General features: G+C 70.1%; 13 protein-coding genes. 10 read left to right on the top strand and 3 right to left on the bottom strand.

The genetic code is table 11. From position 1 onward, the window contains the following. Window positions 1–506: 506 nt before the first annotated feature. The 8 genes from IQ210_RS43625 (at window position 507) to IQ210_RS43590 (ending at window position 11235) form a co-directional block, all read left to right on the top strand. The gene (locus IQ210_RS43625) at window positions 507–4388 is read left to right on the top strand and encodes a sensor histidine kinase (RefSeq protein WP_194084809.1); all 3882 of its coding nucleotides are present in this window, start codon (window positions 507–509) and stop codon (window positions 4386–4388) included. Between the two features lie 9 nt (window positions 4389–4397). Further along, a complete protein-coding gene (locus IQ210_RS43620) occupies window positions 4398–4811 on the top strand; it encodes a roadblock/LC7 domain-containing protein (protein ID WP_003973453.1) in 414 nt (137 codons plus the stop codon). Window positions 4812–4924: 113 nt separating this feature from the next. Continuing rightward, on the top strand, window positions 4925–5320 hold the full coding sequence (locus tag IQ210_RS43615; protein WP_030611532.1) for a DUF742 domain-containing protein: 396 nt from the start codon (window positions 4925–4927) through the stop codon (window positions 5318–5320). Further along, window positions 5301–5876, top strand: a complete 576-nt coding sequence (locus tag IQ210_RS43610) for a GTP-binding protein (protein ID WP_015657619.1) — start codon at window positions 5301–5303, stop codon at window positions 5874–5876. Before IQ210_RS43615 ends, IQ210_RS43610 begins: the two co-directional genes overlap by 20 nt. 379 nt (window positions 5877–6255) lie before the next feature. Beyond that, on the top strand, window positions 6256–9564 hold the full coding sequence (locus IQ210_RS43605; protein WP_194084808.1) for a sensor histidine kinase: 3309 nt from the start codon (window positions 6256–6258) through the stop codon (window positions 9562–9564). A gap of 10 nt (window positions 9565–9574) precedes the next feature. Then, entirely contained in the window at window positions 9575–9988 is a 414-nt protein-coding gene (locus IQ210_RS43600) for a roadblock/LC7 domain-containing protein (protein WP_004983065.1), read from the top strand. A gap of 97 nt (window positions 9989–10085) precedes the next feature. Then, window positions 10086–10673 (top strand): DUF742 domain-containing protein, encoded by a 588-nt coding sequence (locus IQ210_RS43595; RefSeq protein WP_194084807.1) that lies wholly within the window; start codon window positions 10086–10088, stop codon window positions 10671–10673. Next, complete coding sequence (locus tag IQ210_RS43590; protein ID WP_026248371.1) at window positions 10654–11235, top strand: GTP-binding protein; 582 nt, start codon at window positions 10654–10656, stop codon at window positions 11233–11235. Before IQ210_RS43595 ends, IQ210_RS43590 begins: the two co-directional genes overlap by 20 nt. A gap of 140 nt (window positions 11236–11375) precedes the next feature. On the opposite strand, the gene IQ210_RS43585 is transcribed toward IQ210_RS43590, so the two are convergent. The 3 genes from IQ210_RS43585 to IQ210_RS43575 form a co-directional block, all read right to left on the bottom strand. Continuing rightward, the gene (locus IQ210_RS43585) at window positions 11376–11570 is read right to left on the bottom strand and encodes an acyl-CoA carboxylase epsilon subunit (protein ID WP_194084806.1); all 195 of its coding nucleotides are present in this window, start codon (window positions 11568–11570) and stop codon (window positions 11376–11378) included. A 46-nt stretch (window positions 11571–11616) separates the two neighbouring features. Beyond that, window positions 11617–13200 (bottom strand): acyl-CoA carboxylase subunit beta, encoded by a 1584-nt coding sequence (locus tag IQ210_RS43580; RefSeq protein ID WP_194084805.1) that lies wholly within the window; start codon window positions 13198–13200, stop codon window positions 11617–11619. Between the two features lie 154 nt (window positions 13201–13354). Beyond that, window positions 13355–15658 carry a polysaccharide lyase 8 family protein gene (locus IQ210_RS43575; RefSeq protein ID WP_194084804.1) on the bottom strand — a complete coding sequence of 768 codons (2304 nt, stop codon included), beginning with the start codon at window positions 15656–15658 and terminating at the stop codon, window positions 13355–13357. Window positions 15659–15817: 159 nt separating this feature from the next. On the opposite strand from IQ210_RS43575, the gene IQ210_RS43570 reads away from it, so the two are divergent. After that, entirely contained in the window at window positions 15818–16372 is a 555-nt protein-coding gene (locus IQ210_RS43570) for a YceI family protein (RefSeq protein ID WP_194084803.1), read from the top strand. Between the two features lie 307 nt (window positions 16373–16679). Next, a complete protein-coding gene (locus IQ210_RS43565; RefSeq protein WP_194084802.1) occupies window positions 16680–17873 on the top strand; it encodes a Cmx/CmrA family chloramphenicol efflux MFS transporter in 1194 nt (397 codons plus the stop codon). Window positions 17874–18363: the final 490 nt, after the last annotated feature.

The raw sequence follows: 18363 nt of genomic DNA, 5'->3' as shown, positions 1-18363 counted from the left end.
GCTAAACATGCAATTCCCCTCCGAAGAGCGGAAGACCCCATGATCCGTGTGTGAGTTTGCTCACGACCCCAGGGGCAAAGCGGTCAATTCCGGCCCGCAACTCACCCCAACGAAACGGACATTGACCCCCTGAACCCATCATTCCGCTCCTGATCATGGCGACTGGGACACCCCCCGCACGTCAACGATCCGTTGGCATACGTCCGTTATCGTCCGGATCACTTTCTACGACCCGTAACTCAGCCCTTACGTGCTGTCACGTAGGTCACGGCCTGACCCACGGCCCTTGTTGGAGATCCGGCACTGTGCTGGAATCTCACGGACCGCCGCAGGATCGAGCCGGCGCACAGGGGGCGCACCGAGCGCCGAGTGGCGGCGAGAAGGGGGAGCCAGCGCCGGTCACTCACGACCATCGGGGGGCGTAATTCAGGACGCCCCCCGTAGTACGCCGACACCGTGCCGTTCCGTTCACGCGGAGGGCGCCTGGTCCAGAGGTTGCGACGCTAGTGCAGGGACGTTTCAAGAGGGATGGCAGTGCTTCGGCGGAGCCGGAGCCGCACGGCGGGACTGCCCCCAGCAATGGCAGCTCCTCGCCCCAGCACGCCCAGAACCCGGGCCAGGTGGCGTCCGGCGACGGAGGTGCGCGCCCCGGCGCGACGCCCTCCGGGGCCCCGAACCCCACCGCCCCGACGGTGAAGCCGCCGAAGGGCCCGAGCGGACCCGGCTCGCGAATAGCGCTGCGCAACTGGCGTATCTCCACGCGTCTGGTGTCGCTGCTCGCGCTGCCCGTCGTCGCGGCCACCTCGCTGGGCGCACTGCGCATCAGCGACAACGTGAACGACATCCAGCAGCTCGAGAACATGAAGCTGCTGACGGACATGACCAAGCAGGCCACGGCCCTGGCCGAGGCGCTGCAGAACGAGCGTGACCAGTCGGCCGGCCCGCTGGCGCACGGCTCCAGCGCGAGCGACTACACGATCAAGGGTCTGCGGGACAAGACCGACCGCGCCATCACGGACTTCGTCGACTCCTCGGAGGAGATCGGCGACCAGGGCAGCGGCCTCCAGGGCATCCGCGACAACGTGGTCCTCCTGGTGGGCAGCCTCCGCTCGATCGAGAAGGTCCGCAACAACGCGTACGAGGCCCCGGACAACTCCACCCAGACGGTGGAGGCCTACCACCGCCTCATCACGCAGCTGCTGGACCTCTCGCAGGACATGGCGCAGGCCACCAGCAACCCGGACATGATCCAGCGGACGCGTTCCCTGGCGGCCTTCTCCGCCGCCAAGGAGTACGCCTCCATCCAGCGCGCCGTCCTCGCCGCGGCCCTGCCCGCGAACAAGACGTCCTTCGGTGACCTCTCGGAGAACGACCGGCTGTACGCCCAGTCGGCCCTCACCAGCGAGGAGTCCGAGCTCAAGAGCTTCCAGTCCATCTACGGCAAGGCCAGCGCCGTGGAGCTCCTGGAGCCCATCGGCGACAACAACACGACCATCCAGTCCTCCGACACCTACGCCAGCCGCGCCCTGGACTCCACGAACGGTCTGGAGAACCTGGACAAGCGGTCGTACAAGGACTGGCTGGACGACAGCTCGACCAAGATCGACCAGATGGGCAAGATCGAGAGCACCCTGCTCGAGCAGATGGAGCAGAAGGCCCGCGAGCTGCGCAACGAGTCGGAGAGCGAAGCGATCATCTCCGGTGCGCTGATCCTGCTGGTGCTCGGTATTTCGCTCGTCGGCGCCTTCGTGGTGGCCCGCTCCATGATCCGCTCGCTGCGCCGGCTGGAGGAGACCGCCACCAAGGTCGCCACCGACCGTCTGCCCGAGCTGGTCAAGCAGCTGTCCGAGTCCGACCCGCAGGACGTCGACACGTCCGTGGAGTCGGTCGGTGTGCACTCGCGCGACGAGATCGGCAAGGTGGCCGCGGCCTTCGACGACGTGCACCGCGAGGCGGTCCGGCTCGCCGCCGAGCAGGCCCTGCTACGGGGCAACGTCAACGCGATGTTCACCAACCTCTCGCGTCGTTCCCAGGGTCTTATCCAGCGTCAGCTGTCGCTGATCTCCGAGCTCGAGTCCCGTGAGGCCGACCCGGATCAGCTGTCCTCGCTGTTCAAGCTCGACCACCTCGCGACCCGTATGCGTCGTAACGGTGAAAACCTTCTGGTGCTCGCGGGTGAAGAGCCCGGCCGCCGCTGGACCCGTCCGGTCCCGCTGGTCGACGTGCTCCGTGCCGCCGCCTCCGAGGTGGAGCAGTACGAGCGCATCGAGCTGGCCGCCGTGCCGACCACCGAAGTGGCCGGCCGCGTCGTCAACGACCTCGTGCACCTCCTCGCCGAGCTGCTCGAGAACGCGACCTCGTTCTCCTCGCCGCAGACCAAGGTCAAGGTCACCGGTCACGCGCTGCCCGACGGCCGCGTCCTGATCGAGATCCACGACACCGGCATCGGCCTCTCCCCCGAGGACCTCGCCGCGATCAACGAGCGGCTCGCCTCGCCGCCCACCGTGGACGTCTCGGTCTCCCGCCGCATGGGTCTGTTCGTGGTCGGTCGTCTGTCGCAGCGCCACGGCATCCGCATCCAGCTCCGGCCGTCCGACTCCGGTGGTACGACCGCGCTGGTCATGCTGCCCGTCGACGTCGCCCAGGGCGGCAAGAAGCCGCAGCCCAAGCCCGGTCAGGGCGCGGGTGGCGGTGCCCCGTCCGCCGCGCAGGCGGCCGCCGGTGCGGCCGCGGCCCGTGGCGGCTCCGGCCGGCCGGGCGGCGGTTCGCTCGGCGCCGGTGCGCCCGCGGGCGGTGCCCTCGGTGCCGGTGCTCCGGCCGGTGGCCGGCTCGGTGCCGGTCAGGGACCGCGGGCCGCGCTGCCGGGTACCGGCAACTCCGGTCGTCCGGGTGCGCCCGGTGGCGCGCGTGGGCCGCAGTCGCCGTCCGCTCCGTCGCAGGGCCGGCCCGCTCCGGCCGGTGCGGGCGCGGGCTTCGGCGGTCAGGCTCCAGGTGCTCCGCAGGGGCTTCAGGCCGCCGGTACCGGTGGGCCGCAGGACGCCTTCGGTGGCGGTCGGCCGCCGCAGCAGTCCGCCCCGTCGGCGGGCGAGCAGGGCGGCGGTCGGCGGAGCCGTCTGCTGCCGGGTCGCGGCGGTCCGCGGGCCGAGCTGCCGGGCGGCAACGCGCAGCAGTCGCGGCCCAGTTGGAGCGACGAGAACGCCCAGCCGCAGATCTCGCACGCCTCGCTCGACGCCCCGCGCGGGCATGACGAGCAGGACCCCTCGCAGACCTCGCGCATGCCGCGGATCGACGACCGGCAGGGCCCGGGCTCCACGTCCGAGTTCCCCCGCCCGGACTTCGACGCCCCGATGCCGGGCACCGGCGGCCCGCAGCAGACCGGCCAGTTCCCCCGGCCGAACGCGGTGCCGGGCGCCCAGGACTCCGGCCAGTTCGCCCGTCCCGGCACCTCGCAGGACTCCGGCCAGTTCGCGGCCTCGGACTTCGGTGGTCCGCAGAGCACGGGTCAGTTCCCCCGGCCCGACTTCGACGCCCCGCAGAACACCGGGCAGTTCGCCCAGCCGGGCGCCAACGCCCCGCAGGACGGCACGGGTTCCTTCGTCCGCTCGGACGTCTTCGGCACCCCGGCCCCCAACGGCCCGTCCGCGACCGGTCAGTTCCCGGTCCCGCAGGGCTACGACAACGGCTCCACCGGCCAGTTCCCGGCGCCGAACCACGACAGCAGCTCCACCGGTCAGCACGCGCTGCCAGGCCGCCAGTCCCCCGCCGGACCGGTGAACCCGCAGCAGACCGGCCAGTTCGAGCGGCCGCAGCAGGGCGCCGGACGCGGTCCCGCCGACTTCGGCGCCCCGCGGCCCCCGGCCCCGCAGCGTCCGCAGCGGCCGGTACGTCAGGAGCCCGAGGCGCTGCCGCCGGCGGCGAGCCCCGGCGACGGACGTACCCCGCTCTACGACACCCTGGAGACCAACTGGTTCCACGGTGCGCAGGGCGGCCAGGGCCAGGGTCAGCCGGCGAACGGCAACGGCGCGGCCCCGGCCGCCCCGGCCCAGGCTCCTCAAGCGCCGCAGGCCCCGGCTGCTCCGCAGCGACCCGGCTCGGCCGCCTGGCGCAGCTCGCCGAACGACGACCTCGTCCGGCAGGCCGAGCGCGTCCGGCAGCCCGCCGCGGGCGGTGTCACCACCTCCGGTCTGCCGCGCCGGGTGCCCCGGGCGAACCTCGTCCCGGGCACGGCTCAGCAGCAACAGCACCAAGCCGGTCCGGCGGTCTCCCGTGCGCCTGATGACGTACGCGGCCGTCTGACCAATCTCCGTCGGGGTATCGCGCAGGGTCGTCAGGCCGGCACCGGCCAGACGGGCAGCTTCCCGAGCCCCACTCACCAGCAGGAGCGTTAGTTGAGCCCGATGAGCCAGGCGGCACAGAACCTCAACTGGTTGATCACCAACTTCGTGGACAACACCCCCGGGGTGTCCCACACCGTCGTCGTGTCCGCCGACGGTCTTCTGCTGGCGATGTCCGAGGGTTTCCCGCGTGACCGTGCCGACCAGCTGGCGGCCGTCGCGTCGGGACTGACCTCGCTGACGGCCGGGGCCTCCCGGATCTTCGAGGGCGGCAACGTGGCACAGACGGTCGTCGAGATGGAACGGGGCTTCCTGTTCCTCATGTCCGTCTCGGACGGCTCGTCGCTCGCCGTGCTCGCGCACCCGGAGTGCGACATCGGCCTCGTCGGCTACGAGATGGCCCTGCTCGTCGACCGCGCGGGTGCGGTCCTCACGCCCGATCTCCGCGCGGAACTACAGGGCAGTCTGCTTCACTGAACCGCCTCGATCCACCCGTCTCACGAAATCACCGTCGGCCGACACAATCCCCCCACCGGCCTCACCAAGACGGCACGACTGACCGGAAGTTTGCTGTCCCGCCCGGAGGATCAATGACCCCGCCCACCGCCTCTCATGATCCGTACGCGGAGCCGTACGAGGATGAGGGCGACCAGCCGCTGGTACGTCCGTACGCGATGACCGGCGGCCGGACCCGGCCGCGCTACCAGCTGGCCATAGAGGCCCTGATCAGCACCACGGCCGACCCGGCAGCGCTCATGGGCCTGCTCCCGGAGCACCAGCGCATCTGCCATCTGTGCCGTGAGGTGAAGTCGGTCGCGGAGGTGTCGGCGCTCCTGGCCATGCCGCTCGGTGTGGCCCGCATCCTCGTCGCGGACCTCGCCGAGGCAGGGCTCGTCGCCATTCACCAGCCGGGCGGCGACGAGAGCACCGGCGCTCCGGACGTGACACTGCTCGAAAGGGTGCTCAGTGGACTTCGCAAGCTCTGACGGAGGCCGGGCGACCACCTCCGCGAAGATCGTGGTGGCCGGCGGCTTCGGCGTCGGCAAGACCACGTTCGTGGGCGCCGTCTCCGAGATCAACCCGCTGCGCACCGAGGCCGTCATGACGTCCGCGTCCGCGGGCATCGACGACCTCACCCACACCGGGGACAAGACCACCACCACGGTGGCCATGGACTTCGGCCGTATCACCCTGGACCAGGACCTGATCCTGTACCTGTTCGGTACGCCCGGTCAGGACCGTTTCTGGTTCATGTGGGACGACCTGGTGCGCGGCGCGATCGGCGCGGTGGTCCTGGTGGACACCCGGCGTCTTGCCGACTGCTTCCCCGCGGTCGACTACTTCGAGAACAGCGGTCTGCCGTTCGTCGTGGCCCTCAACGGCTTCGACGGACACCAGCCCTACGCGCCCGAGGAGGTGCGTGAGGCACTCCAGATCGGTCCGGACACCCCGATCATCACGACGGACGCCCGGCACCGCTCGGATGCGAAGAGTGCCCTGATCACGCTGGTCGAGCATGCTCTCATGGCACGTCTGCGATAGCACTCAAATCGTCCGCGCCATACGGCAGTTGTCGTAGATGCCCCGGAGCCGGCTGTGTCCTTTGACACGGTCGGCCCCGGTGTTCATAACGTTTCGGCAGAGGAATCGGGTGGTACGGCCACGCGTCGCGGTCAACCGGTGTCGCTGCGTCCACAAAGGCCCCGTCTTTTGACGGGGCTCGCTCTTTATGACCGTTTTATCTGGGGCTTACATCACTCGGAATCCCTGCACTCCCATGTTTGGACGAGCGCAGGACCACGTGCTGGAATGCCTGAACTGCCCAATAGTCAAAGACGTACTCATCAGTCGATGGCGAACTGGGCTCTGAGAGACTGCGGCACAACGTAGGTGCCGACCCCTCCGAGAGGTTGTTGGTCGAGTGAGGCGAAGCAAGAACGGTCCCGAGCCGTCGGCCCGGGGCAACTTCACCCCGCCGCCGCGCGGAGCGGCGCCCGCCCCTGTGCCCGGTTCCGAACCAACGGCTGCTCCGGCGCCGAGCGGTGGCCGGCTGTCCCCCCGCAACTGGCGGGTGCCGACCAGGCTGAACGCGATCCTGCTCATACCCGTGCTGGTCGGCCTCGTCATGGGCGGCTTCCAGGTGAAGAGCTCGATCGACACCTGGCAGCAGGCCGAGGACGCCGAGAAGACCGCGCGTCTGGTCCGTGCCGCCCTGACCTACGGCGACGCCCTCTACAACGAGCGCGACACCACCGCCGCCCCTCTCCTGCAGGGCAAGGGCCAGACCGACAAGACGGTCGTCGCCGCCCGCAAGGCCACCGACGACGCCGCCGACGCCTTCGACGAGGCCGCGCAGAACATGCCGCAGACGGCGGGCCTGCAGCGCCGCCTCCAGCTGTTCCGCGAGGTCGAGGGCGACCTCACCAAGCTGCGCGCCGCCGCGTACACGGACAAGCTCCGCGGTGTGCAGACCGAGGAGGGCTACGTCCAGGTCGCGCACCCCCTGATGGAGTTCGCCAACGAGCTCGGTCTCGGCACCGGAAACATCACCAGCTACGGCCGTACCGTCTACGCCATCGCGCTGACCAAGGCCTCGCTGTCGCTCGAGCGTTCCATCGGTATGCACCTGCTGATCGCCCCGGGCCCCAAGGACACCGACCTGGCCGCCCAGCGCACCGCGCTCACCTCGTACGCCTACCTCGAGGGCATCGCCATCGAGGAGTACGTCGGTGGTGGCACCGAGGCCGACGCGGCCAAGCTCGACACCCTGCAGAAGCAGGCGCTGGCGGACGGCAAGGCGATGTCCGAGGAGGCCGCGAAGAAGAACGCCGCCTACGTGGCGCCGCCGACCGACACGGCCACCTTCGTCAAGTACGTCGGCTCGCTGACCTCCACGGACAAGTCCGAGCGGGCGGCACTCGCCACCAAGGGCGTCACCGCGGAGAACTGGTGGGCGTTCAACACCCTCAAGTACAAGACGTACCGGACCATCGAGTCCGACATGAGCGACACCGCGGTGGACGAGGCCGCGAGCATCGCCGACGACGCCAAGCGTGACGCCCTCATCACCGGTGCCGCCGTCGTGGTCGCCCTGCTCGCCGCGTTCATCCTGGCCGGCATGGTGGCCCGCCAGATGTCCCGCTCGATGCGCCAGCTGCGCAACGCCGCCTTCGGCATCGCCGAGCAGCGCCTGCCGATGCTGGTCGACCAGCTGTCCCGCACCGACCCCGGCCGCGTCGACACCCGGGTGCAGGCCATCCCGATCACCTCCACCGACGAGATCGGCGAAGTCGCCCGCGCCTTCGACCAGGTCCACCGCGAGGCCGTCCGGCTCGCCGCCGAGCAGGCCCTGCTGCGGGGCAACATCAACGCGATCTTCACCAACCTGTCGCGCCGCAACCAGTCGCTGATCGAGGGCCAGCTGACCCTGATCACCGACCTGGAGAACAACGAGGCCGACCCGGACCAGCTGGAGAACCTCTTCCGCCTGGACCACCTCGCGACCCGTATGCGCCGCAACGGCGAGAACCTCCTGGTCCTCGCCGGCGAGGAGCCCGGCCGCCGCTGGGACCAGCCGGTCCCGCTGGTCGACGTGCTGCGCGCCGCCTCCTCCGAGGTGGAGCAGTACGAGCGCATCGAGCTCTCCGGCGTCCCGGAGGCCGAGATCCACGGCCGCGCCGTGACCGACCTCGTGCACCTGCTCGCCGAGCTCCTGGAGAACGCCACCACGTTCTCCTCGCCGCAGACCAAGGTCCGCGTCACCGCGACCCGTCTCCCCGACGGCCGCGTGATGATCGAGATCCACGACAAGGGCATCGGCCTGACCGCCGAGGACTTCGCGGACATCAACCACAAGCTGGCCAACCCGCCGACCGTGGACGCCGCGATCTCGCAGCGCATGGGCCTGTTCGTGGTCGGCCGGCTGTCCGACCGGCACGGCATCCGCGTCCAGCTCCGCCCCTCCGGCGAGCAGGCCGGCACCACCTCGCTGGTCATGCTGCCCGACGCGATCACCCACGGTGGCGGTGGCGAGCAGCAGGCGCCGGTCGACGAGTTCACCGTCTCGCAGATCATCCCGGAGCAGCAGTACCAGGGCGAGGACTTCAACAACGGTCTGCCGATGCGGACGGCCGCCGAGCTCGGCTTCGACGACAGCCGCTACAGCACCGAGGTCCCCGACGACATCCGTGAGCTGGACCCCGTGGGCCGCTCCCTGATGCGCGAGGAGCGCCGCGCGGCCCTGGAGGCCCAGGCGCACACCCCGCAGCCCGGCCAGGAGGCGCCCGCGGCCCCGTCGTACGGCGACGAGTTCGACGCCCGCCCGGCCGGGTACGACAACGGCCAGGGCGGCTACCAGGAGCCCGCCGCGTACGAGGAGCAGCAGCAGTCGGCGTACGCCGAGCCGCAGCACACCTCGTACGAGGAGCCCCGGCAGCCGTCGTACGACGAGCAGTACTACGCGCCGAACGGCGGCCTGCCGCAGAACGACACCTTCTCGTCGAACGGCGGCGGCTACCCCGAGCCCGCGTATGCGGAGCCGGTCCAGGAGGAGTCCGCGGCCGCCCAGACGGCTGTCCCCGAGAGCTTCCCGGCCTTCGAGGAGCGGCGTTACCAGGACGACTGGCCGCAGCAGGACGCCTATCAGAACGGCTACCAGGACCAGTACGCTCCCGAAGCGGAATCCGTGCAGGCCGCTGACGCGGGTGAGCGTGACCGCGTAGGCTTCGACCGTCCGGGACCTGCCCCGTCGTCCGTCCACGAGCTGACCGACGCCGGCCTTCCGCGGCGCGGCTCCGGCGGTGGCGCGGCGAACGGCACGAGCAGCGCGAACGGCACGGGCGGCAGCCTGTTCGAGTCGCGGCACACGAACCCGGCGCCGACGCCCTCCGCACCGGAGAGCAACGGCAGCGGCAACAACGGCAACGGAACCGGCAACGGCGACTGGCGCTCGGCCAACGACGAGCGCTGGCAGCAGGCATCGGCGCTCCGTAAGCCCAAGGCGGGCGGGGTCACCTCCTCCGGTCTGCCGCGGCGGGTACCCAAGGCCAACCTGGTCGAGGGAGCCGCCGAAACCACCCCCCAGGGGGGCCCACAGGTCTCCCGCGCTCCCGAGGACGTCCGGGGCAGGCTGAGCAACCTGCGCCGCGGTGTCCAGCGGGGTCGAAGCGCAGGAAGTGAAACGAACGGCCAGGGCCTCGGTCCTGACAGCACCTACAACCAGGAGCGTTAGTGTGAGCCCGATGAGCCAGGCGGCACAGAACCTGAACTGGTTGATCACCAATTTCGTGGACAACACCCCCGGGGTGTCTCACACGGTGGTGGTCTCCGCCGACGGACTCCTTCTGGCGATGTCCGAAGGGTTTCCGCGCGACCGCGCCGACCAGCTTGCGGCCGTCGCCTCCGGTCTGACCTCGCTGACCGCGGGTGCCTCGCGCATCTTCGAGGGCGGCAGCGTGAACCAGACGGTTGTGGAGATGGAGCGGGGATTCCTGTTCATCATGTCCATCTCCGACGGTTCCTCGCTCGCGGTGCTGGCCCACCCGGAGGCGGACATCGGCCTCATTGGGTACGAGATGGCCCTTCTGGTGGACCGTGCCGGCACGGTCCTGACGCCCGATCTGCGTGCGGAGCTCCAAGGGAGCCTTCTCAACTAACAGACAGACGGTGCGTTTTGGCGTCCCGGGGCCGTAAGGTTTCGGGACGCGGCTCCACAGTGATGCGGTGCCCGGCACAGTCGGAGGAGGAGAGAAAGTGGCAACACCCCCAGGCGGTTCATCGTCGGGCAATTGGTCGTACGGCCCCGGACAGGGCCAGAACGACGGTGCCCAGAACCCGAACCGTTACAACTTCCCCTCCGCACCCAGCCAGCGGCAGCCGTACGCACCCCAGCACCCCCAGGGTCCCGGGCCGTCGCCGTACGACCAGCCGCCCGCGCCGCGCATCCAGCCGGTGCAGCCGCAGCGACGCGCCCCTGAGCCGGCGCCCGCAGGGGCGTCGAACAACCCCTTGGTGCGCCCGTACGCCATGACCGGCGGCCGGACGCGCCCCCGCTACCAGCTCGCCATCGAGGCGCTGGTGCACACCACCGCGCAGCCGCACCAGATGCAGGGCCAGTTGCCCGAGCATCAGCGGATCTGCAACCTCTGCCGGGAGATCAAGTCGGTAGCCGAGGTCTCGGCTCTGCTGACCATCCCTCTCGGCGTGGCCAGGATCCTCGTCGCCGACTTGGCGGAGGCGGGACTGGTCGCGATCCATCAGCCCGGCGGCGACGAGAACGCCGGCGGCCAGCCAGACGTGACACTGCTCGAAAGGGTGCTCAGTGGACTTCGCAAGCTCTAGCGGCGGTCCTTCCCGCTCCACCACCTCGGCGAAGATCGTGGTGGCGGGTGGCTTCGGCGTGGGCAAGACCACGTTCGTCGGGGCCGTTTCGGAGATCAACCCGCTGCGCACAGAGGCCGTGATGACATCCGCGTCGGCGGGCATCGACGACCTCACCCACACCGGAGACAAGACGACCACGACGGTCGCGATGGACTTCGGCCGTATCACGCTCGACCAGGACCTGATCCTGTACCTGTTCGGTACGCCGGGTCAGGACCGCTTCTGGTTCATGTGGGACGACCTGGTGCGCGGCGCGATCGGCGCGATCGTCCTGGTGGACACCCGCCGCCTCGCCGACTGCTTCCCCGCGGTCGACTACTTCGAGAACTCGGGTCTCCCCTTCGTCATCGCCCTCAACGGCTTCGACGGCAACCAGCCGTACAACCCGGACGAGGTCCGCGAGGCGCTCCAGATCGGCCCCGACACCCCGATCATCACGACGGACGCGCGGCATCGGGCCGATGCGAAGTCAGCTCTTATCACGCTGGTCGAGCACGCGTTGATGGCTCGCCTGCGGTAGCGGCTAGTGGGCTGCCACGGACGGTTGTGTGCCGTCTGCGGCAGCCCGGGGGCTGGTCGCGCAGTTCCCCGCGCCCCCAAAAGACAAAACGCTGCAGGGCCCCTCTCCTGAAGAGAGGGGCCCTGCAGCGTCGTACGAGCTCAGTGCCAGCTGTGCGGGGCGCGGAAGCCGCCCTCGCGTTCCAGGCGGCGCCAGCCGGCCTTGGGGCGGCCGCGGTGGGCCTGGTCGGTGGACGACGGCTGGGCGGCCGCTCGGGCCAGGAGGAGGGCCGTGATGGCGGCGACTTCCTCGGGCTCGGCGTGGCCCTTCTCGACGCGGATGTCAGGGGTGTTCATAGGTCACAGTCTCCGTGAGAGAGGTTTCCGCAGCGGTACCTGTGGGTTACTGCGGGGGGTTGCCGTGCTTGCGGGAGGGCAGGTCGGCGTGCTTGGTCTGCAGCATCGCCAGGGACTTGATGAGGACCTCGCGGGTCTCCGCCGGGTCGATCACGTCGTCCACCAGGCCGCGCTCCGCCGCGTAATACGGGTGCATCAGCTCGGACTTGTACTCCTTGACCATCTTCTGCCGCATCGCCTCGGGGTCCTCGGCCTCGGCGATCTGCCGGCGGAAGATGACGTTGGCGGCGCCCTCGGCGCCCATCACGGCGATCTCGTTCGTCGGCCACGCGTACGTGAGGTCAGCGCCGATGGACTGGCTGTCCATGACGATGTAGGCACCGCCGTACGCCTTGCGCAGGATCAGCGAGATCCGCGGCACGGTCGCGTTGCAGTAGGCGTAGAGGAGCTTCGCGCCGTGGCGGATGATGCCGCCGTGCTCCTGGTCGACGCCCGGAAGGAACCCGGGGACGTCCAGGAAGGTGACGATCGGGATGTTAAAAGCGTCACACATCTGGACAAAACGCGCAGCTTTTTCCGACGCCTCGATGTCCAGGACACCGGCCAGGGACTGCGGCTGGTTCGCCACGATGCCCACGACCTGGCCGTCCAGACGGGCCAGCGCGCAGATGATGTTCCGCGCCCAGCGCTCGTGGACCTCCAGGTAGTCGCCGTCGTCGACGATCTCCTCGATGACCTTGGCCATGTCGTACGGCCGGTTGCCGTCGGCCGGCACCAGGTCCAGCAGAACCTCACCACGGCGGTCCGGCGCGTCAGTGGACTCCACGCGCGGCGGGTTCTCGCGGTTGTTCTGCGGGAGGAGGGAGAGGAGGTACCGGACCTCCGCGATGCAGGTCTCCTCGTCGTCGTACGCGAAGTGGCAGACGCCGGAGGTCTCGGCGTGCACGTCCGCGCCGCCGAGGCCGTCCTGCGTGATCTCCTCGCCGGTCACGGCCTTGACCACGTCCGGGCCGGTGATGAACATCTGCGAGGTCTCGCGGACCATGAACACGAAGTCCGTGAGGGCGGGGCTGTAGGCCGCACCGCCCGCGCAGGGACCGAGCATCACCGAGATCTGCGGGATGACACCGCTCGCCTTGGTGTTGCGCTGGAAGATGCCGCCGTAACCGGCGAGCGCCGAGACGCCCTCCTGGATACGGGCACCCGCGCCGTCGTTCAGCGAGACCAGCGGCGCACCGGCCGCGATGGCCATGTCCATGATCTTGTGGATCTTCGTGGCGTGGGCCTCGCCCAGCGCGCCGCCAAAGATCCGGAAGTCGTGCGCGTAGACGAAGACCGTACGGCCCTCGACCGTGCCCCAACCGGTGATGACACCGTCGGTGAACGGCTTCTTGGCCTCCAGACCGAAGCCGACCGCGCGGTGCCGGCGCAGCTGCTCGACCTCCTGGAAGGACCCGGGGTCGAGAAGGAGTTCGATGCGCTCCCGGGCGGTCAGCTTGCCCTTGGCGTGCTGCGCCTCGGTCGCCTTCTCGCTCGGTCCGGCCAGTGCCTGGGCACGGATCTCGTGCAGCTCGGCCACTCGTCCGCGTGCGTCCGTCGGCTCACCCGGCGCGTCATCCAAAACGGTCATGTAGTGACCTTACGAAGCACGGCAAGGAAAGCGGGCCGTCGACTCCGTACAGTCTCCGGCCCGTTTTCCTGGTACCCCTGAACAGAACCTGAGCGGCATGCAGCCGTTCCGACTGCTCAGGGGGCTTCCTGCTTGTAGGGGTCGCACAAAGCGGTCAGCCGAGAGCCACCTCACATTCGTGCGTGGCGCATGCCCTCCCCGGAGTGACACGGAGGCGCAGACGGCGGCCCGTGCCGAGGATCTCGACCGGGTCGTCGGCTCGGAGGACGGCGCGTACGGGGTGGTCCCAGATGATCTCCAGCGGCTCGCCGGTGCGGGGCGGCTCGCTGACGCAGAGGGTAGCGGTGCGGCCCCTGCGGCGGAGGAGCACGCTGGCGCCAGCCGAGGCCGTGAGCGGTCCGACCGTGCCGGCCTGCCAGAAGTTGACGGCGGTCAGGCCCAGGGCGGGGGCCCGGACCGCCTGCCGGGTGCCGTCGTTGGCGAGGACGGACAGCCAGTGCCGGTCGGCGGCCCGGGCGGCGGTCTCGTGACGGTCGGCGCCGGGCAGGAGGACATAGACGTACGTGGCGTCGACCGGGTCGGTGCCGTGGTCGAGCCAGAGGGTCTGCCAGCGCCGGGTGGCCCGTTCCGTCGTACTGGTGGTGTTGATGTCGGACCAGGCTCCGGTGCGGTCCTCGCGGAGGGCGCGGAGGGTGCCGTACGGCAGGACGTAGCCGCCGTGGCCTTCGAGGTGGGCCCAGCCGTGGCCGCGTACGAAGGGCTGGGTGCCGTTCTCGCCGAGGTTGCGGTTGTCGACGACCGTCTCGACGGGGACGCCGTCGGCGCAGGTGATGCCGGCGCCCAGGCAGATCACCGCGTCGTCGACGCAGAACCACGACTTGCGGGCCTGGAGGGTGGAGCCGAGCCCCTTCAGGTGCTGGCCGATCGCCGCGTACTCGCCGTCCGTCGCTCCCCCGACCCAGCGGGCGTCGGGCTTGGGCTCGCCCCACTCGCCGCCGGCCTTGTCGGGGAGGCGGCGGGTGGAGACCGTCGTACCGGGGAGGCGGTACCAGTCGACGGTCGGCCAGTACCAGTCGGTGAACTGGTCGCCGTTGCCCTCGGCCCACCAGGAGAGCATTCCGGCTCCCGTGTGCCAGCCGCGCGGGTTCTCGCCGTTGCCGCACTCGTAGTGGGCGATGCGGTCACTGGCCATGGCGATGTTCGCGACGAAGCGGGGGCGGCGGTGGACGGCGCGGTCCATGGCGGCGAAGAGGTGGTGGCCGGTGGGTGCGGGGGTGGCGGGGACCGGTGACTCGACCACCGCCTGGAGCCGGGCCAGGTCCGCGACCCCGAACTGACGTGCCGTCAAGATCGGTGTGACGGTGTCCCGTTCGACCCAGTCCTTGATACGGCCGTACCAGCGCTGTCGCTCCGCAGGGCTCGCGCCGTCGGCGAGGAGGGCGATCGCGGCGATGATCCCCTGGCCGTGGAAGTGGTCGCTGCACAGGACGTGCCGGTCGTCGCTCTTGAGGTAACCCCGGCTGATGGCACGGCCGTTGACGCTGTCCATCATCAACCCGTCGTGGATCAGCGGCGCGTAGGCGTGCTCGACGCTGTCGAGGACGATCTGCCGGGCGGGGTCGGTGACTTCCCACTCCGATCCGGCGAGGAGGGCGAAGAGGCGTCCGAGGCCGTCGAGGAGGACCTGGCCGTACGTCCCCGAGTAGGCGACCCAGGTGTGCTGGACGAAGGAGCCGTCGGCGTAGAGGCCGTCCCCCTGCGTGACGTAGGGGAAGACCGGTGAGAGGGCGTCGCGGGCGAGGGCGATGCGGTCGGGGGCGCGGCCGAGGATGCCGCGCAGGGCGACGGAGCGGCACAGGTCGACGCGGTTGGCGCCGGTGGAGGTGCCGGAGTAGTCGGTGAGCATCGTGTCGGGGATGAAGTGGTCGACGGCGGCGCAGGCCGCTTGCCGCTGGGCGTCCGTGAGGTGGTCGTAGAGAGCGGCCGTGAGGTCCATGAGGAGGCGGGGGCTGCCGATCTGCCATTCCCACCAGTTGCCGTAGCGGGTGGTGGTGGGGTTGTAGACCGTGGCGGAGAGGTGGTCGAGGCCGCGGATCACGTCCGCGAGGAGGGTGTCGTCGCCGGTGGAGCCGGTGCCGGGCTGGGTGTGGGCCTGGGCCATCGTCCACAGGCGGCTGTAGCTCTGGGTGATGCCGGAGGGCGGGTCGTAGGGGCGGTCGGGCCACAGGGAGCCGGCGGTGGGGGCCATGGTGGTGCGGAAGGCGCGGGCCAGTTCGCCGGTCTCGGCGAGGCGGGAGGCGTACGGCTCGGCGGTGGGGTCGTAGCCGGCGCCGAGGGCGATGTCGAGCCAGCGGTGGCGGAGGGCGGCGTAGGGGTCGGGGGCGGCGGCGCGGCTCACGGAGGTGCTGGTGGCGACGAGGGTCGCCGCGAGTAACAGGGCTCTGCGCGTGAGTCTCATGGAGTCAGCGTGACGTTGGTTCATGCCCTGGGCATCTACCACCTCAGCGTAATCACGCCAACACTTTGCGGATGATGTTGAAACTTGAATGGAATAGGGCTACCGTCGTTCCTGTTGGTTAGTTCAACGTTCAACTTACTCACTCCGAAGGAGCACACCATGGCGAACACCGACCTGACCGCCCTGACCGGTGACTACACGATCGACGCCGCGCACTCCACGATCGGCTTCACCGTCCGGCACGCCATGGTCACCAACGTCAAGGGGAAGTTCGTCGACTTCAGCGGCTCGCTGCACCTCGACGGCAGTGACCCGTCCGCCTCGACGGCCTCCATCGACGTCAAGATGGACAGCATCGACACCGGCTCCGCCGACCGTGACGGTCACCTCAAGAGCGCGGACTTCTTCAAGACCGACGAGTTCCCGACCATGACCTTCCGCTCCACCAAGGCGGAGGCCCTGGGCGACGAGGACTACCGCATCACCGGTGACCTCACCATCCTCGGCACCACCAAGCCGCTGACCATCGACCTCGAGTTCAACGGCGCCGCGAAGGACCCGTTCGGCAACGAGCGCGTCGGCTTCGAGGGCAAGGCGGAGATCAAGCGCTCCGAGTGGGGCCTGACCTGGAACGCGGCCCTGGAGACGGGTGGCGTGCTGATCTCCGACAAGATCAAGCTGAACTTCGACATCTCGGCGATCAAGAACGCGTGACGCCCCGGCGACAGCGCCGGTGAGTCGCCGCGACTCACCGGCGCTTCGCGCTGCCTTTGATCCCTGGTCGTTTGATCCCTGGTCGTTTGACCTCTTGTCTTTGATCCCTGGTCTTTAATCCCTGCGCGGGCGGTCTCGAACGAGTAGCCTGCCCGCGTGTCCAGCCCCGAGGCGTCCAGACTCCGGCCACCGGCTCTCCGGTGGCTGTTCGTGATGCCGGGCTGACAGGCCCCGCTCCGCGCTGCCCGGACGGCCGGTACTTCGTGCCGTGTTCCACTTCTTCTGCTTCGGGTTGCGGAGTTCCTTCATGCCGTTTGCGTTGTTCCTGCTGGGCGTCGCCGTGTTCGCCCAGGGGACGTCCGAGTTCATGCTGTCCGGGCTGCTCCCGGACATCGCCCGTGAGCTGCACGTGTCCGTCGCGGACGCCGGTGCGCTCACCTCCGCCTTCGCCGCCGGGATGGTGGTGGGGGCGCCCCTGATGGCCGGGCTCGCCCGGCGCTGGTCGCGGCGCGGTGCGCTGCTGGGGTTCCTGGTCACCTTCCTCTGCGTGCACGTGGTGGGTGCGGTGACCGGGAGCTTTGCCGTACTGCTCGCCACCCGGGTCGTGGGGGCGCTGGCCAACGCCGGGTTCCTGGCGGTCGCGCTGGTCGCGGCGGTCGGGATGGTGCCGCCGGACGCCAAGGGGCGGGCCACGTTGATGCTGCTGGGCGGGGTCACCCTGGCCTGTGTCGTGGGGGTGCCCGCGGGGGCGCTGCTGGGTCAACTCTGGGGCTGGCGTGCCGCGTTCTGGGCGGTGGCGCTGGTGTCCGTGCCGGCCGTGGTGGCGGTGGCCCGGTCGGTGCCCGGTGGTGCGGCGCCGCAAGGTCCCGCGCTGGGCGGTGAGTTGAGGGTGCTGCGCCATCGCCGACTGCTCCTCCTGCTGCTGCTCGGTGCGCTGGTGAACGGGGCGACCTTCTGCACGTTCACCTACCTCGCGCCCCTCGTCACCGAGGTCGCCGGGCTGGGTGACGCGTGGGTGCCGGTCGTGCTCGCGCTGTTCGGGGTCGGGGCGTTCGCCGGGGTACGGGCCGGTGGGCTGCTCGCCGACCGGCGCCCCGGGGTGGTTGTGGGCGTGGGCGGGGCCGCCCTGTGCCTGGGCTGGGCGGCTCTCGCGCTCGGCGCCGGGGAGCCTGCCGTGCTGCTGGGGTCGGTTCTCGTGCAGGGCGCGCTCGCCTTCGGCGTCGGGTCCACGCTGATCTCCCAGGTGCTCTACGCGGCACCGGGCGCCCCGACGCTGGCCGGCGGATTCGCCACGGCGGCCTTCAACGTGGGGGCGGCTTGCGGGCCTTGGGTTGGTGGGGTGGTCCTCGATGCGGGTATCGCGGGCGGGGACGGGTATCGGGCGCCGGTGTGGGTGAGTGCGGGGCTGGTGGCGCTGGCCTTGGCGACCGGGGTCGGGGTGCGGGCGGGAGTGCGGGGAAAGCCGGGTGCGGACACGGGAGTTCGTCGTCCCGCGCCATAAGCCGGACCTGGCAACCGGAGCCAGAACTCAGGCAAGAGCGCAGGCAATACGGGGGTACGGACACGGGAGTTCGTCGTCCCGCGCCATGAGCCGGACCTGGTGACCGGGGCCGGAACTCAGGCAAGGGCGCAGGGGATGCGGGGTGCGGGCACGAAAGTTCGTCCCGCGCCATGAGCCGGTCCTGGTGATCGGGGCCGCGATTCAGGCAAGGGGGCGGGGAAATCCGGGTGCAGGCATGGGAGTTCGTCCGCATCATGAGCCGTATGGCCTCTGCCGCTCCCGTCACCCAGCCCGTCTGGGTGCTCGTCGCCTCGTACGAGAACACCGCCGGAACTCCCCGGCCCCTGGCCGCCGTTCGCGCTTGACTGCGGGAACGCGGCGTCGACTGGATGCCGTTCGCCGCCGAGGAGCTCCGGTGGGATCTCGCCTGCGGGCCCGGGCCGGACGGGCGGTGGCGTGGATGGTTCGCCGTGTACGTCGACGGCGGGGC

This window comes from Streptomyces justiciae (assembly GCF_015163075.1).
GTDB classification, from domain to species: Bacteria; Actinomycetota; Actinomycetes; order Streptomycetales; family Streptomycetaceae; genus Streptomyces; species Streptomyces justiciae.
This window is presented reverse-complemented; position numbering and strand designations above follow the sequence as displayed.

Coding starts and splice junctions, on each gene's coding strand:
- IQ210_RS43620 (WP_003973453.1), top strand. CDS start 4,398: ATGAGCCAGGCGGCACAGAACCTCAACTGGTTGATCACCAACTTCGTG.
- IQ210_RS43615 (WP_030611532.1), top strand. CDS start 4,925: ATGACCCCGCCCACCGCCTCTCATGATCCGTACGCGGAGCCGTACGAG.
- IQ210_RS43600 (WP_004983065.1), top strand. CDS start 9,575: ATGAGCCAGGCGGCACAGAACCTGAACTGGTTGATCACCAATTTCGTG.
- IQ210_RS43585 (WP_194084806.1), bottom strand. CDS start 11,570: ATGAACACCCCTGACATCCGCGTCGAGAAGGGCCACGCCGAGCCCGAG.
- IQ210_RS43580 (WP_194084805.1), bottom strand. CDS start 13,200: ATGACCGTTTTGGATGACGCGCCGGGTGAGCCGACGGACGCACGCGGA.
- IQ210_RS43575 (WP_194084804.1), bottom strand. CDS start 15,658: ATGAGACTCACGCGCAGAGCCCTGTTACTCGCGGCGACCCTCGTCGCC.
- IQ210_RS43570 (WP_194084803.1), top strand. CDS start 15,818: ATGGCGAACACCGACCTGACCGCCCTGACCGGTGACTACACGATCGAC.
- IQ210_RS43565 (WP_194084802.1), top strand. CDS start 16,680: ATGCCGTTTGCGTTGTTCCTGCTGGGCGTCGCCGTGTTCGCCCAGGGG.